This window comes from Algoriphagus sp. PAP.12 (genome assembly GCF_026652115.1).
Taxonomy (GTDB): Bacteria; Bacteroidota; Bacteroidia; order Cytophagales; family Cyclobacteriaceae; genus Algoriphagus.
In genome coordinates, this window is record NZ_JAPPSQ010000014.1 from 56,983 (window position 1) to 71,397 (window position 14,415).

Consider the following 14,415-nt stretch of genomic DNA (forward strand, 5'->3'; position numbering starts at 1 on the left):
ATGATGGAAAAAGAACTTCAATATGTAGACTTAGTTGAGCAACCAATTGCAATGCATCCAAAGAAATTTGCGATGTGGTTGTTCATGGTTACTGTGGTGATGATTTTTGCTGCTTTGACCAGTGCTTATATCGTAAGACAAGCTGAAGGAAACTGGCTGGATTATGAATTACCTGGAATTTTCTGGGTTACTTCCGGAATAGTAGTTTTGAGTTCAATTTGTTTACAATGGGCTTATTATTCTGCTAAAAAGGATAATTTGGCTCAATTAAGAATTGGAATGGTAGCGGCGGTAGTATTGGGTATTGCCTTTTTGGTAGGCCAATGGTATAGCTGGGTAGCTCTTGTAGATCGTGAAGTGTTCTTTGTAGGTAACCCTGCTGGTTCATTTCTTTATGTTTTTACTGGATTACATGCCGCACACCTAATCAGTGGTGTGATATTTCTGATTATTGTATTAATTTCGACCTTTAGATATAAGGTCCATTCTCAATCAATGACCGCGATGGAAATGGCTACTACTTATTGGCATTTTCTGGGTGGGTTATGGATTTATCTATTCATGTTTTTGCTTTTGAATCATTAAATTAACCTGGTACTAATAAATAAATTATGTCTGCGCATTCTACTGCTATAGGAGTAAGCTCAAAAAGAGGCGTTTGGGGAGGTGGTAACGAACCTCTAAAAGCCAGCTATGGAAAACTGATGATGTGGTTTTTCTTGCTCTCCGACATCTTTACTTTTGCTGCATTTTTGATCACATATTTGTCGATCAGACTCAGCTATCCTGCTTACGAGGGTCCTATGGACGCTTTTGTTGGCTCTAATGAATACTGGCCAATTCCTGAATTGGTTTTTGACGCAGTACCTTTCTTGCATGGTGTACATGCTCCATTGGTATTCGTTGGTATCATGACTTTTATCTTGATTTCTTCTTCAGTGACTATGGTATTGGCAGTAGAAGCCGGTCATAGAAATGATAGAAATGATGTAGTAAAATGGATGCTTTGGACAATCCTTGGTGGTGCTACTTTCTTAGGTTGTCAAGCTTGGGAATGGTCTCACTTTATCCATGGTTCTGATGCTGGTTCTATTATGACTTTTGTCAATGGACTTGGCCAAAACGTTACAGAGACAGTTCATGGTGCAAACTTGATGGTCAATGAATACGGCCCAGCAAGTTTTGCCAACTTATTCTTCTTCATCACTGGTTTTCACGGATTCCACGTTACAATCGGTGTTTGTCTTCTTTTCCTTTGTTTCTACCAAGCAGCTGTAGGGATTTATGACCAAAGAGGACATTATGAGATGGTTGAGAAAATCGGATTATACTGGCACTTTGTTGACTTGGTATGGGTATTCGTTTTCACCTTGTTCTACTTGATCTAAGAAAATAAAAAATAGCAATATGGAAATTCAGGAAAATAAATCAACTCTTGAGGTAACCCCAAGAAATGATGCCAAGGTCAAAAAGATCTGGATTACTGCAGGTATTCTTTTGGCTATCACTGTTGCAGAATTTATCATGGCTTTCACCATGCCAAGAGGATTGTTGCTTTATGCATTGTTCATCATCTTGACAGTATGGAAAGCGAAATACATCATGATGGAGTTTATGCACCTAGGTGATGAAGTGAAGCCTTTATTCTATTCTATCATTGTTCCATTGATTTTCTTGGTTTGGTTGCTGATTGCTTTGGCAAAAGAAGGAACCGAGATATTTATGATGCGTTGGTAGGCATTTAAATAAAAACTTAAAAAAAGTAGGTTGGAGTGTGACACTTCAACCTACTTTTTTGTTAAGAGTAAGCTATGAGAGGATTAAGAATATTACAGGGTTTTGTATTGGTATGTGTTTTATTGATACCGGTATTGATCTTTATGTTCCTTAGAGGGTTTGGAGAGAATCATTATGACTTGCCTATTTTCTATCAAAATGGAGTTGATAACCCTTTTAAGGAATGCAATTTTGAGGATAGTACGCAACATTATATTCCTGAATTTGCTTTTACTAATCAAGAGGGAAAAACTATCGGGAGAAAAGATATGGAAGGAAAAATCACTATCGTTGATTTCTTCTTTACCTCTTGTCCTAGTATTTGCCCTGTGATGTCCAAGGAAATGGAAAGGGTCAATGACATGTTCCGTAATAATCCTGAGGTGCAAATATTGTCGATCAGTATCGATCCTGAATACGATACTCCAGAGATTCTTCAGGAATATGCGGATGAGCATCATGCCACTCCAGGTAAATGGCATTTCCTTTCTGGATCAAAATTGGAAACCTATGAATTGGCCCGTTGTGGCTTCATCCTTCCTACTGTAGATGGGTTGGGGAATCCAGATGATTTCATCCATAGTGATAAATTCACTTTGGTTGATGATCAAGGTAGGATTAGAGGCTATTACAGTGGTACCAATAGAGAGGATGTAGATCTTCTGATGTTGGAAACAAAAGTCTTATTGCATGGAAACAAATAATTCTATGCTTCAGAATGAAGCGAAAGTAAAAAACTGGATCATTGCTATTTCTATTATTATTCCAGTGGCAGTGGCTGTTCTTTTGTTCATGCCACAGAAAGTAGATGTTGGAGCCGAATGGGTTTATTTTCTACCTCATTTGAATGCAGTAATTAATTCAGCAGCAAGTTTGGCCTTGATCTTGGGATTGATTTTTGTAAAAAATAAAAAATACAATTACCATGGAGCTACCATGAGTGTAGCCTTTGGTTTAGGAGCTATTTTCTTAGTTTCATATGTGATTTATCATGGAGCTGCAGAAAGTACATCTTTTGGAGGAGAGGGTACAATAAGGACAGTTTATTACTTTCTTTTGATTACTCACATAGTGTTGGCAGCAGTGGCTTTATTTCCGATTTTGTTTGCTTATTATTATGGGTACACCAATCAGAGGGATAAACACAGAAAAGTAGTTAAATTTGCATATCCGATTTGGTTATACGTTTCTGTGACTGGAGTGATTGTTTACTTGATGATCAGTCCATATTATACACACTGATAGCCTTTTCTTTCCATTCAAAATGGATCAAGCATGAAAAGAATTAAATATTTATTTCTGACCTTCCTTTTATTTGTTGTAGTCCAACTGCCTACGATGGCTCAATGTGCAATGTGCCGTGCATCTGTTGAGAACAATGTGAGTAATGGAGATACAAGTATTGGTGCTGGTTTGAATGCAGGAATCTTGTATTTGTTTGTGATGCCTTATTTAATTGCTACTGTAATTGGCGTTTTATGGTATAGAGCAGCTAAGAAAAGGAAATCAAAATTGATGGTTCGATAGCTATTATGAAGCAAAGTTTGATCTAGGACTTTGCTTTTTTTATTTTTAAGCCAAATGAGCCATGAATTAAGAAGGCTGATCATCCTTGTCAGCGGATTTTCACTCCTTGGAGTTTTAATATTGAATTTCTTTTTCTTTCAGGAGAGTGAAGAGGAAGGATTCTTTTCTGCTCTTCAAGAGGAAGTTCATGAAATTGACCGAGAATTTGATGAAGACTTCATCCAAATTTTAATGGCGATTGGGCCTGATCAGGATTTTTCTTTTGAGCAAGTCAGCGTTCAGTCCAGACATCCATTTTTTATTCTAAGCCCAGAGAAAAAGCTTCTTTTTTGGTCAGATTTTACAGTCTCCTTGGATTTTGATCAAGTGGATGAATCAAAAGAGTATCAATTACTTTTTGATCCATATGGAAGTTATTTGTTGAAAAACAGAAGGGTCAGTAAAAATGGAAGTTCTTATATAGTTGTCCATGCATTTCGACTCATTTGGCCAGGATCGATTCAAAATGATTATTTAGTAACCGGAGCAAACTCTAGACTTTTTGGCAATTCGAATTTTGAACTCAAACAAGTTGGAGAGGATGCTGATTATACAATTTCCAATTTGGCAGGTATCCCCATGTTTGGGATCGATTTTGAAATTGGATATCAGCCGGCGGGAAGAGTGGGAAATCCTGCTATTTTAATATTCTTCATTTCTATTTTCCTTCTGTATTTCCTATTGAGCTCTGGGTTTGTGCTTAATAGATGGAAAAAAGGTAGAAGATGGCAAGCTATAGGGTACGGGATTCTTGTAGTATTGGCATTCCGACTCGTGATGCTTGTTTTGGGTTTTCCTGGGGCTTATTTCAATTTCTCTCTTTTTGATCCCACCAACTATGCGGCTTCATGGTTCAATCCTAGTTTAGGTGATTTATTATTGAATACCATTTTTGGAGTTGCAGTTGCTGGAATGGTCTTGTATCAATTGGCTTCTCCTCAAACACACCACAAGATAAAAGTACTAGCAACTAAAAATGAGCAAAGGATATTTTTTGTAATCGCCTTTGTTCTAGTTTCTCTTGGCTTTTATTTGATTTGGGTTCTTCCTGAGGATTTGATTCAAAACTCTCAGTGGCCATTGGACATTGAGGCAATACCAACATTCGGTTGGTTTGAAGGACTAAGTTTCTTGATTATTTTTCTTTGGGCTGCAGTTTACGTTTTGTTTTCCATTACACTCACAAGTCTTTTAGTAGAGCTGAACAATTCCCAAAAAGACAATTTTCAAGATTTACTGATTTTAGGAATTCCAGTAGGAATAATTTTGACATATATGTCCACTTGGCTCGGTATTGCCTGGCTGGTGCAATTGATTTTTCAGTTTTCTGCGATCAGATTCAAATTGTTTAGAAATATCTTCAGGTTAGGACTGAATACATTCCTTACATTTTTCTATGCTGGCTTAATTGTGGCAATTATTGCCGGTATTAGTACTTTTCAAACAGAAAGAGTCCAGTTAAATCAATCCAAAATCAGGTTTGCCAATCAAAATTTGATTGAAAGTGATGTAATGACAGAATTCTTCTTGGGAGAAATTTTCACACGAGTGAAAAACGATCTTTTCATCCAAAACCGTTTGGGAGATCCACTACTTTCAAAAGAACCCATAGAGGCAAAAATCAGAAGAATTTATCTGGATAATTACTTTGACCAGTTTGAAGTCAAGGTTAGAATTTTCTCTCCAAATGGTCAAAGTCTTGTCAATACTCCGGATGATAGATCTTTGAAAACGCTAAGAGATACTTATATCAAGTCGGATTATGTAACAAGTTTGAAGGACCTCTATTTTATCCGAGGGACTGAAGGTAACGTTGGGAATCAATTTATCGCATTCATTCCGATTATGAGAGATTCCAATAATTTGGGGACCCTGTATTTGGAGTTGAAGCAATTGCGGGTTCAGCCAGGATCTGTTTACCCTAAACTTCTACTGGATAAAAAGTATAGCGAAAAGCTTGATCCTACTCGGTATGACTATGCCATTTTCAAGCAAGGCGAGTTGATCAGGAATATTGGTTCTTTCAATTATACCAATTCTTTACTTATTGAGCGTCTAGGTGAATCGAAGTTATTAACTACAGGGATTCATTCCAATGGCTACCATCATTTAGGAATTGCAAATGGGGATGAATTGATTGTGGTTTCATCTCAGAATAAGCCATTCTCTTATTTCTTCGGAAATATCTCGCTTTACTTCGTGATTTTCGTCTTTCTGACCTTCTTCACGATTCTGATTCACTCTCTGTTCAAAGGGTATAAAACTTTTGAATTCAACTATTCCACCAAACTTCAGCTATATCTGAATTTTGCTTTTTTCTTCCCGATTATCATCATTTCTATCATTACAGTTGGGCTTTTGGCTAATAGTTACCGAGAGGATTTGGATAGACAGTATATCCAGAAGGCAACTTTGATCAGAGGTAATTTGGCAAGTTTTCTTGGGGATAGGACACCCGATGAAGTCGATCAAGACCAACTTAATGAAGAAGTGGTCACCTTGGCAAATACCATTGCTGCTGATATTCATTTGTATGATATAAATGGGGATCTTGAATCCACGAATCGGCCGAATATTTTCGATAAAAAGCTTTTGGCTCCAAGGATTAATCCTCAAGCGATTTCAGAGATAATAGAGCAAAATCAGGTTCAGTTTGTGGCTGAAGAAGAAATTGGAAAGCTAAGATACAAATCCGTTTACCTGGCAATTCCTTTTAGTTCCAGTCAGGGTACTTCAGCAATCGTGAGTGTGCCTTTCTTTGAGTCGGAAACGGAATTGAATACTTTGATCGCTGATGTGTTAAGCAATATTTTCAATGCATTTGTCATCATATTTATCCTTTTTTTGATCGTTTCATTTTTTGTGTCCAAAAACCTGACTTTCCCTTTCCGTTTGTTGACTCAAAAGCTGAAGACAACCAATCTAGAAAATAATGAACCCATGCATTGGGATTCAAAAGATGAGATCGGATTGCTGGTCAATGAATACAACAATATGCTTTTCAAGCTTGAGGCTAGTAAGAAAGTCTTGGCTTCTTCGGAAAAAGAATCTGCTTGGAAAGAAATGGCAAAACAAGTGGCGCATGAGATTAAAAACCCTTTGACTCCAATGAAACTGACTTTGCAGCATTTGTTAAGGTTGGAAGAGGCTGGACGTTTGGATGATTTGCAAAAGTTGAGAAAGTCATTGGAAACGCTTATCCATCAAGTTGATGCCTTAAGTGGAATTGCATCCTCATTTAGCACTTTTGCAAAAATGCCTCTACCAAAGAATGAACGAATGAACTTCAAGGAAGTAGTGATGCGTGTTTTGGATTTGTACAAGAATGATGAAAAGTTGGAACTTCAATTTCAGGATGATTCTTATGCAAGTGATATCCCAATTATGGGTGATGAAAAATTGTTCGGCAGGGTGATTTCAAATTTGATTATTAATGGATCTCAAGCTGTAGAAGAGGATAAGTTTCCAATTATCAAAGTGTGGCTTTGGATGACCGATGAGGCTGTTTTTCTTGAAATTGCGGACAATGGAAAAGGGATTCCAACTGAACTTAGGGATAAGATTTTTATTCCAAATTTCAGTACAAAATCCACAGGGTCGGGATTAGGATTGGCCATCGCTAAATCAGGAGTCGAAACCGCAGGTGGCAAAATCTGGTTTGAAACTGAGGTGGGAGTTGGGACTACTTTCTACCTTACTTTTCCAATTATTCAATAAGTAGATTTTTTTACCTTGTTAGGGAAAGGGTCAAGTCTACCAAATGCAAAAATGCCTGCTTTCTGTACTTTTTTTCTTCCTGATACTTTTTCAAGTTCAGGCTCAGGAAACTTGTCGCCAAGTTAAGGTTGAAGACTTGAAAAATGGAATTGAATTAGATTCTCTGTCCGGGGTCGAGGAAAGTATAATCATCAAAGATGCCTCGGGGAAAGACTATCCATTTTCATTTGACCTCAATAAAAACTGGATCCGATTAGATTCTACTATTCAGGTTAATGTAGAGGTCCTAACGCTTTGTTATCGGACTTTTTCAATTCGATTTGATAAGCCTCTGGCAAAAAGAACTCTGGCTGTAAACTATGATTCTGCGGCACTTTTTAAGGATACAAGGTTAGCCCCAAGGCAAAATCTGAATATTCAGGAGGAATTATTTCCAAGTACCAATCTGTATAAAACCGGTAGTTTAACTCGGGGGATATCTGTCGGGAATACACAAAATGTCTTTGTCAATTCTGCATTGAATCTTCAACTCGAAGGTGAGATTGCAGAAAATCTAAACATCCGAGCCAGTATTACGGATCAAAATGTTCCATTTCAACCTGAGGGAAATACGCAGCAAATTCAAGATTTTGATAATGTTCTGATTGAGCTGTATAACGATGATTTTAACCTAGCGGCTGGTGATGTCGTTTTGCAACAAAGGCAAAGTGAGTTCTTGAGATATTATAAAAATGTTCAAGGACTTCAACTCACTACCTATTATCAGATGAAAGGGGGATGGGAGGCCAGTACTCAAGCTTTTGCTTCTATTGCCAAAGGGAAATTCGCTTCGATTCAAGTCCCGATTTTGGAAGGTGTTCTTGGTCCCTATCGATTGAATGGACCCAACAACGAGCGTTTTATCATCATAATGGCGAACTCAGAGCGGGTTTTTTTGGATGGCAAGCAATTGCAACGAGGATTCAATGCAGATTATGTGATCGACTACAATCAGGCTGAAATCACTTTTACTCCCAAAGTCTTGATCACACAATACTCCCGGGTTCGGGTTGATTTTGAGTATGCAGAACGGAATTATTCGCGATCCATCACCGGTGCAAACCACCTCCAGACAAACGGGAAGGTTGATTTGTACCTGAATTATTATCAGGAAAAAGACAACAGAAATCGACCGCTTTTTACAGAATTCAATCAAGAAGAACTGAGTTTATTGGCAAGCGTAGGAGATGATGTTGATAAGGCCCGTATTCCAAGAATTGACTCTGTGGCCTACGATGTGAATTTGATCTTGTATGAGAAAATTGTAGAGCAGACTTCCGATGTTCCTTTGGTTTATTACCAATATTCTACAGATCCCGAAAAAGCTCATTTTGACCTTTCATTTTCTCAAGTTGGTTTTGGAAATGGAGATTATCGGCGAATGAATCAATTGTCCAATGGAACAGTCTACGAGTATGTCCCCAGAATCAATGGTCAACCCCAGGGAGATTACTCCATTCTGACCCAATTGGCAGCTCCGGATAGCAAAAGGATGGTGACAGCAGGTACTCGAATCAAAGTTGGAGATCATGAAAAAGTCTATACCGAATTAGCCCTTTCTTCCAGAGATGAAAATTTATTTTCTACGATCGATGATGAAAATAATCAAGGTTTTGGATGGAAAATCGGTCTTCAATCCGAGGATAGAAGAGTCGATTTATTCAAGGGCTATACTTTCAAAGGGCAAACGGAATACGAGTACAATTCCACCAATTTCAATTTTATAGATCGATTCAGATATATAGAGTTTGATCGGGATTGGGGGATCACACAACAAGAATTAGAAAATGCAGCTTCCGAACAATTTTTGAAAGCAGGATTTAGCTTGGATAAAGATTCAGATAACTCTTTTGATTATTTGTTTTATCACAGAAATAGAAATGAAGTTCTTAGTGGTACCCAACACTCTGCTCATTGGAATCTGAAAGTAGGGAATAGGTTTTACCTGAGAAATGAGTTTTTCAATCTCCAAAGCCAGAAAGACACAACTTCAACTGACTGGCTCCGCTACCTGGGGGATGTTTCCTATCGATCCAAAGTTTTGGTGCCGGGCTATCGTTTTTCAGTAGACAGAAACTCGCTCCGTCACAATCAAAGTGACTCCGTTTTGAGTACTGCCATGAACTATCGGGAGCATTTACTTTACCTTAAGAGCAATGATACGCTTTCTGTAGCATTTCGGGCAGATGCAGCTTGGAGAGAGGATAGAGCTCCTTTTGATGGTGTTTTGAAAAATGATACCAAGGCATTTACCAGTAATTTTAGCTTTCAAAAGCAATGGAAGAAACATTCTTTGACGAGTACATTTACCTATCGGGAATTGGAGTTTTTGCAGAGAGATCTTCCTTCGGAAATGACGGTAATGGGGAAGGTGGACTACTTGGGATCGATAGGAAAGAACTTGATCAGAAATGAATTGAGCTATGCTTTAGGAAACGGGCGGGAGTTGCAACGGGAATTTGTATTCATTCCAGCCCCAAATGGAGATGGTACTCGCACTTGGCGGGATGACAATGGAGATGGGATCCAGCAACTGAATGAATTTTATTTAGCGATTAACCCGGAAGAAAAACTCTACATCAAAATCTTTGTTCCTACAGACACTTATGTGCAAGCCTACACTACTTTATTAAATTATCGAATTCAGGCCAAGTTTCCGGATGCGTGGAAAGAAGAAGGTGGAGCAAAAAGTTTTCTCCAGAAATTTTCTAATACAAGTAGCTTGAGTGTTGAGAAAAAAGTTACTTCAGAAGACTTTAAAGACCGAATCAATCCGTTTATAGGAGGTGTAAATCGACAGGATATTTTGTCTTTGAGACAGGTGATTCGGACCAGTTTCTTTTTCAATCGAGCTTCTTCCCTTTATGGGTTTGATCTTTCCTACTATGATTCCCAGTGGAAACAATTGCTTTCAGGAGGTTTTGAAGACCTGATTCAAAAAGACTGGAAGCTAAACACTCGGTATAATTTTACCAATCGGACAACTTTGAGAATATTGGCCTCTCAAGGAAATCGACTTTCCTCTTCGGATTTCTTATCAAACAGAAACTACCGAGTAAATCAAAAAAGTATTGGTCCAGAATTTATCTGGCAACCGAGTCCAAATTTGAGAGGGACAGCTTCCTATTCTTTCACTGGGAAAGAAAATCTTGAGAACCTGGAGTTTGATGAAAAAGCTCAAATACATCAAACTGGGGTAGATTTTAGATATGCAAAAGCCATCAAAACAACTATCAATGCAAATCTGAAGTGGATCGAAATTTCCTACAATGGAGAAATGAATTCCCCTGTTGGTTACGAAATGTTGCAAGCTTTAACCCCAGGAACCAATATTACCTGGACCCTCAATTGGCTACAAAAGATTGGGGAAGGACTTCAATTAAATATGGTATACGAAGGCCGAAATTCTCAGGGGCTGGATAGGATAGTTCATGTGGGAAGAATGCAAGTAACGGCTCTGTTTTGATAAAAAAATGTAACTTTGCTTCAAGTAAATAGTTGTCATGCTAACTATTAAAACACTAACAAAATATGCCCAAAAGCATCTTAGTCACAGGCGGTACCAAAGGAATCGGAAGAGCTATTATCTACCGATTTGCTAAGGAAGGATTTGATATTGCCACCTGCGCAAGAAACGAGCATGATTTAGGAAATCTAAAATCTGATTTAGAATCCAAATTCCCTGAGATCAAGGTGTTGGCTTTAGTTGCGGATCTTTCGAAAAAAGAGGAAGTGACTCGATTTTCAGAGCAAGTGAAAAATTTTTGCCATCCCGATGTATTGATCAATAATACTGGAGTATTTCTTCCAGGTTCTATTTACAATGAACCTGAAGGGAACTTTGAATTGATGATGCATACCAATTTGTTTTCCGCTTATTACTTGATTCGGGAATTCGTTCCTGATATGGTAGAGCGGAATTCCGGTCATATTTTCAGCATGGGATCTATAGCTGGAACCACAGCTTATGCCAACGGTGGAAGCTATGCGATTTCCAAATGGGCTATGTTGGGTATGACCAAATGTTTGCGCGAAGAAATGAAAGAACATCAGGTGAAAGTCACTTCGATTTTGCCGGGTGCAACTTATACTGCAAGCTGGGAAGGAGTGGATTTGCCTGTTGAGCGATTCATGAAATCCGAAGATGTTGCAGAATCTGTTTGGGGAGCTTATAACCTTTCACCCCAATCCGTTGTTGAAGAATTAATAATCCGTCCCCAATTAGGCGATATTTAAGAATATGGACCCAATCGTAAAAGTCAGTGAGCCTCATTACTGCAATAGTTTAACATCCTATTCCAGAAGAAAGACCATCCCTGTTCGAGTAGGTGATGTGTTGATCGGTGGGGATAACCCAATAGTTGTCCAGTCGATGACAACAGTAGATACCATGGATACGAATGGCTCGGTAGAGCAATGTATCCGCATGATTGAAAGCGGATGTCAATTGGTAAGGATTACTGCCCCAAGTATGAAGGAGGCTGAAAATCTCCGAAATATAAAAGCGGAATTGAGGAAAAGGGGCTATAACACTCCTTTGGTTGCGGATATCCACTTTACACCAAATGCTGCTGAATTAGCCGCTAGAATTGTAGAAAAAGTCCGGATCAATCCCGGGAATTACGCGGATAAAAAGAAGTTTGAGGTCATCGAATATACCGATGAAAGCTATCAAGATGAATTAGCAAGAATACAGGAGCGATTTCTTCCTTTGGTGAAAATCTGCAAGGAAAACGGAACTGCGATGCGAATTGGAACCAATCATGGTTCGCTTTCGGATCGAATCATGAGCCGTTATGGAGATACGCCACTAGGAATGGTAGAATCAGCTTTGGAGTTTTTAAGAATCTGTGAAAGTGAAAACTTCCATGATATTGTCATTTCTATGAAGTCTTCCAACACGCAAGTGATGGTTCAGGCATATCGATTATTGGTTCAAAAACTGGATGAAGGAGGTTTTAAACCTTATCCTCTACACTTGGGAGTGACTGAAGCCGGAGAGGCGGAAGATGGTAGGATCAAATCTGCTGTGGGAATTGGGACACTACTGGAAGATGGGTTGGGAGATACGGTTCGTGTTTCACTGACAGAAGATCCGGAATTCGAAGCTCCTGTTGCCAAAGCATTGATTGATCGCTACACTGATCGTGCGGGACATCAAGATATCGAGCCTATTTCAGACTATTCTATCAACCCTTTTGAATACACCAAGCGACATACAGCTGAGGTTTACAACTTCGGTGATCACAATGTTCCTAGAGTAATCACTGATATTTCACGAGTTGAGAAGGTGACTGAAAAGGAAATGAAAGCTGTTGGGCATTTCTACCTTCCTGAATTGGATAAGTGGAAAATGAATGACATTGGATGTGATTTTGTGTATTCTGGATCCAATCCTATTCCCTTTATGCTCCCAAATGGCATGAAGGAAATCCAGAATTATGAAATTTGGAAACAAGCTCCGGATCAGGTAAATAAGTTTCCTCTTTTCTCTTTAGCTGAGGCAAATGATTCTGTAATAAGGCATTCTGAGTTGAATTTCTTGGAAATTCTGGATACTCAAATGGATGAAGCAATTTCATTTGTGGAGGAAAAGAAGAATTGGGTTTTGATTCTCAAGACCAACAACAAACACGGGATGCCAGCGATGAGGGCTTCGATGATCAAGCTTTTGCAAAGCAAAAATGAGATTCCGGTAGTGATGAAAGTCAGCTATCCTGATCAGACTACTGATATGACCATGCTTTACACCGCTACAGATGTCGGGGGGTTGTTGATCGATGGATTGGGGGATGGTATCATGATGTCTTTGGAGAATGAAGGAGAGCATACTCGTGAAGAAATATTGGATCAGGTCAAACTGCATAATTCTGTGTCATTTGGAGTCTTGCAAGCAGCAAGAACCCGAATGTCCAAAACTGAATATATTTCATGTCCATCTTGTGGAAGAACCTTATTTGACCTGCAAGAAACCACGGCAATGATCCGTAAAAGAACCGACCATTTGAAAGGTGTGAAAATCGGCATTATGGGTTGTATCGTGAATGGCCCGGGTGAAATGGCCGATGCGGACTATGGATATGTTGGTTCTGGAAAAGGAAAAATCACGCTTTACAAAGGAAAAGAGGTAGTGAAACGCTCAGTACCTTCAAAAAATGCGGTGGATGAATTGATTGAAATCATTCGTGAAGATGGAATGTGGAACGAACCTGAAAGTATTTGAGTTTAAAGAGTGAGTTAACAAAACGAAGCCATGCCAGAAGAAAATAAAGTAAAAGAGTTTTTCAAATTGGGAGAGGTAGGTAACTACTTTATTAGGGTTTTCCAAAAGCCTGATCCCTCCAAGCCTACTAGCTTTAATTTGAGAATGATGCATGGTATCAATAAGATTTCCATAGTCATTTTCCTTCTCGCCTTAATCATTTGGACCATCAAAAGGTTTATATAATCTGAAAAAGTGTTTCAAAATACCTGATCCAACCGGTCAGGTATTTTTTTTATTGAGTTTTTCAAGATGATTGATTTTCGAGTAAATTTAAAACTTAACAAAAACCCTTAAACCCATGAAGAATATCTATCTAATTGGACTGATGCTTATGGTTTCCTTTTCAGGTATTGCCCAACAATTGGAACAGGTGAATTCCAATTACTTTGAAATGAGAACTTATACCGCAAATGATGGCAAAATGCCTGATTTAGTAAAACGGTTTCAGAATCATACGATGGCCATTTTTGAAAGGCTTGGGATGGAAAATATCATCTATTGGCTTCCAGTGGACGAATCCGACAATACTTTGACGTATATTTTGGGATACCCTGATGCCAAGGCTCGAGATCGAATGTGGCAGGCATTTAATAATGATCCCGAGTGGCAAAAAGTTTATCAGGAGTCCATTGAAAATGGTAGGTTAGTTCGTGAGGTGCAGGAAGTTTTTATGATCAAAGCTCCTGGGCTAAATGATCATCCGATTCCAAGTCCAAGTGGTATCTTTCAGTTGAGAACCTATTATTGCTTTGACGGGAAAATCAATGATTTGCAGGCAAGATTCCGAAACCATACCCAAGACTTATTCGAAAAACAGGGATTGAAAAACTATATGTATTTTTTAACTGTCGAAAAAGATGGAAGTCAACCTAAACTGGTTTATTTCTTAGGAGATTCCAATCAACAAGCCTATGAGACGGCTTTTGATAACTTCAGAAAAGACCCAGAATGGATCAAGGCCCGAGATGCCTCAGAAAAAAATGGAAAGATTGTAGAGAAAGTCGATGCGAAATTTTTGAAGACTTTGCCTTTCTCTCCGATGAAATAAAAAA

At 38.6% G+C, this 14,415-nt stretch carries 12 protein-coding genes; all 12 read left to right on the top strand.

The features are described 5' to 3' along the window. The first annotated feature begins 3 nt into the window (after positions 1 to 3). The 12 genes from O0V13_RS15860 to O0V13_RS15915 all read left to right on the top strand — a co-directional run bounded on the left by O0V13_RS15860 (position 4) and on the right by O0V13_RS15915 (position 14,411). On the top strand, positions 4 to 585 hold the full coding sequence (locus O0V13_RS15860) for a cytochrome c oxidase subunit 3 (RefSeq protein WP_268036011.1): 582 nt from the start codon (positions 4 to 6) through the stop codon (positions 583 to 585). A 26-nt stretch (positions 586 to 611) separates the two neighbouring features. Beyond that, positions 612 to 1,388 carry a cytochrome c oxidase subunit 3 gene (locus O0V13_RS15865; RefSeq protein WP_268035951.1) on the top strand — a complete coding sequence of 259 codons (777 nt, stop codon included), beginning with the start codon at positions 612 to 614 and terminating at the stop codon, positions 1,386 to 1,388. A 19-nt stretch (positions 1,389 to 1,407) separates the two neighbouring features. Further along, positions 1,408 to 1,737 carry a cytochrome C oxidase subunit IV family protein gene (locus O0V13_RS15870; RefSeq protein WP_073573567.1) on the top strand — a complete coding sequence of 110 codons (330 nt, stop codon included), beginning with the start codon at positions 1,408 to 1,410 and terminating at the stop codon, positions 1,735 to 1,737. Between the two features lie 74 nt (positions 1,738 to 1,811). Next, positions 1,812 to 2,480, top strand: coding sequence for an SCO family protein (locus tag O0V13_RS15875; protein WP_268035952.1), 669 nt, complete (start codon positions 1,812 to 1,814; stop codon positions 2,478 to 2,480). Further along, positions 2,467 to 3,018, top strand: coding sequence for a DUF420 domain-containing protein (locus O0V13_RS15880; RefSeq protein ID WP_268035953.1), 552 nt, complete (start codon positions 2,467 to 2,469; stop codon positions 3,016 to 3,018). Before O0V13_RS15875 ends, O0V13_RS15880 begins: the two co-directional genes overlap by 14 nt. Positions 3,019 to 3,051: 33 nt before the next feature. Then, a complete protein-coding gene (locus O0V13_RS15885; protein ID WP_268035954.1) occupies positions 3,052 to 3,303 on the top strand; it encodes a hypothetical protein in 252 nt (83 codons plus the stop codon). Positions 3,304 to 3,357: 54 nt separating this feature from the next. After that, positions 3,358 to 7,059 carry an ATP-binding protein gene (locus O0V13_RS15890; RefSeq protein ID WP_268035955.1) on the top strand — a complete coding sequence of 1,234 codons (3,702 nt, stop codon included), beginning with the start codon at positions 3,358 to 3,360 and terminating at the stop codon, positions 7,057 to 7,059. Between the two features lie 43 nt (positions 7,060 to 7,102). Continuing rightward, positions 7,103 to 10,564, top strand: coding sequence for a hypothetical protein (locus O0V13_RS15895; RefSeq protein ID WP_268035956.1), 3,462 nt, complete (start codon positions 7,103 to 7,105; stop codon positions 10,562 to 10,564). A 65-nt stretch (positions 10,565 to 10,629) separates the two neighbouring features. Beyond that, positions 10,630 to 11,334, top strand: coding sequence for an SDR family oxidoreductase (locus O0V13_RS15900; protein ID WP_268035957.1), 705 nt, complete (start codon positions 10,630 to 10,632; stop codon positions 11,332 to 11,334). A 4-nt stretch (positions 11,335 to 11,338) separates the two neighbouring features. Beyond that, positions 11,339 to 13,321 (top strand): (E)-4-hydroxy-3-methylbut-2-enyl-diphosphate synthase, encoded by a 1,983-nt coding sequence (gene ispG, locus O0V13_RS15905; RefSeq protein ID WP_268035958.1) that lies wholly within the window; start codon positions 11,339 to 11,341, stop codon positions 13,319 to 13,321. A 30-nt stretch (positions 13,322 to 13,351) separates the two neighbouring features. Further along, the gene (locus tag O0V13_RS15910; protein ID WP_268035959.1) at positions 13,352 to 13,546 is read left to right on the top strand and encodes a DUF6728 family protein; all 195 of its coding nucleotides are present in this window, start codon (positions 13,352 to 13,354) and stop codon (positions 13,544 to 13,546) included. Positions 13,547 to 13,661: 115 nt separating this feature from the next. Continuing rightward, on the top strand, positions 13,662 to 14,411 hold the full coding sequence (locus tag O0V13_RS15915) for an NIPSNAP family protein (protein ID WP_268035960.1): 750 nt from the start codon (positions 13,662 to 13,664) through the stop codon (positions 14,409 to 14,411). Positions 14,412 to 14,415: the final 4 nt, after the last annotated feature.

Excerpts from the sequence above, each read along its gene's own strand:
- O0V13_RS15870 (WP_073573567.1), top strand. The coding sequence starts at position 1,408 with ATGGAAATTCAGGAAAATAAATCAACTCTTGAGGTAACCCCAAGAAAT.
- O0V13_RS15895 (WP_268035956.1), top strand. The coding sequence starts at position 7,103 with ATGCAAAAATGCCTGCTTTCTGTACTTTTTTTCTTCCTGATACTTTTT.
- O0V13_RS15860 (WP_268036011.1), top strand. The coding sequence starts at position 4 with ATGGAAAAAGAACTTCAATATGTAGACTTAGTTGAGCAACCAATTGCA.
- O0V13_RS15875 (WP_268035952.1), top strand. The coding sequence starts at position 1,812 with ATGAGAGGATTAAGAATATTACAGGGTTTTGTATTGGTATGTGTTTTA.
- O0V13_RS15890 (WP_268035955.1), top strand. The coding sequence starts at position 3,358 with ATGAGCCATGAATTAAGAAGGCTGATCATCCTTGTCAGCGGATTTTCA.
- O0V13_RS15865 (WP_268035951.1), top strand. The coding sequence starts at position 612 with ATGTCTGCGCATTCTACTGCTATAGGAGTAAGCTCAAAAAGAGGCGTT.
- O0V13_RS15910 (WP_268035959.1), top strand. The coding sequence starts at position 13,352 with ATGCCAGAAGAAAATAAAGTAAAAGAGTTTTTCAAATTGGGAGAGGTA.
- O0V13_RS15900 (WP_268035957.1), top strand. The coding sequence starts at position 10,630 with ATGCCCAAAAGCATCTTAGTCACAGGCGGTACCAAAGGAATCGGAAGA.
- O0V13_RS15915 (WP_268035960.1), top strand. The coding sequence starts at position 13,662 with ATGAAGAATATCTATCTAATTGGACTGATGCTTATGGTTTCCTTTTCA.
- O0V13_RS15880 (WP_268035953.1), top strand. The coding sequence starts at position 2,467 with ATGGAAACAAATAATTCTATGCTTCAGAATGAAGCGAAAGTAAAAAAC.
- ispG (WP_268035958.1), top strand. The coding sequence starts at position 11,339 with ATGGACCCAATCGTAAAAGTCAGTGAGCCTCATTACTGCAATAGTTTA.
- O0V13_RS15885 (WP_268035954.1), top strand. The coding sequence starts at position 3,052 with ATGAAAAGAATTAAATATTTATTTCTGACCTTCCTTTTATTTGTTGTA.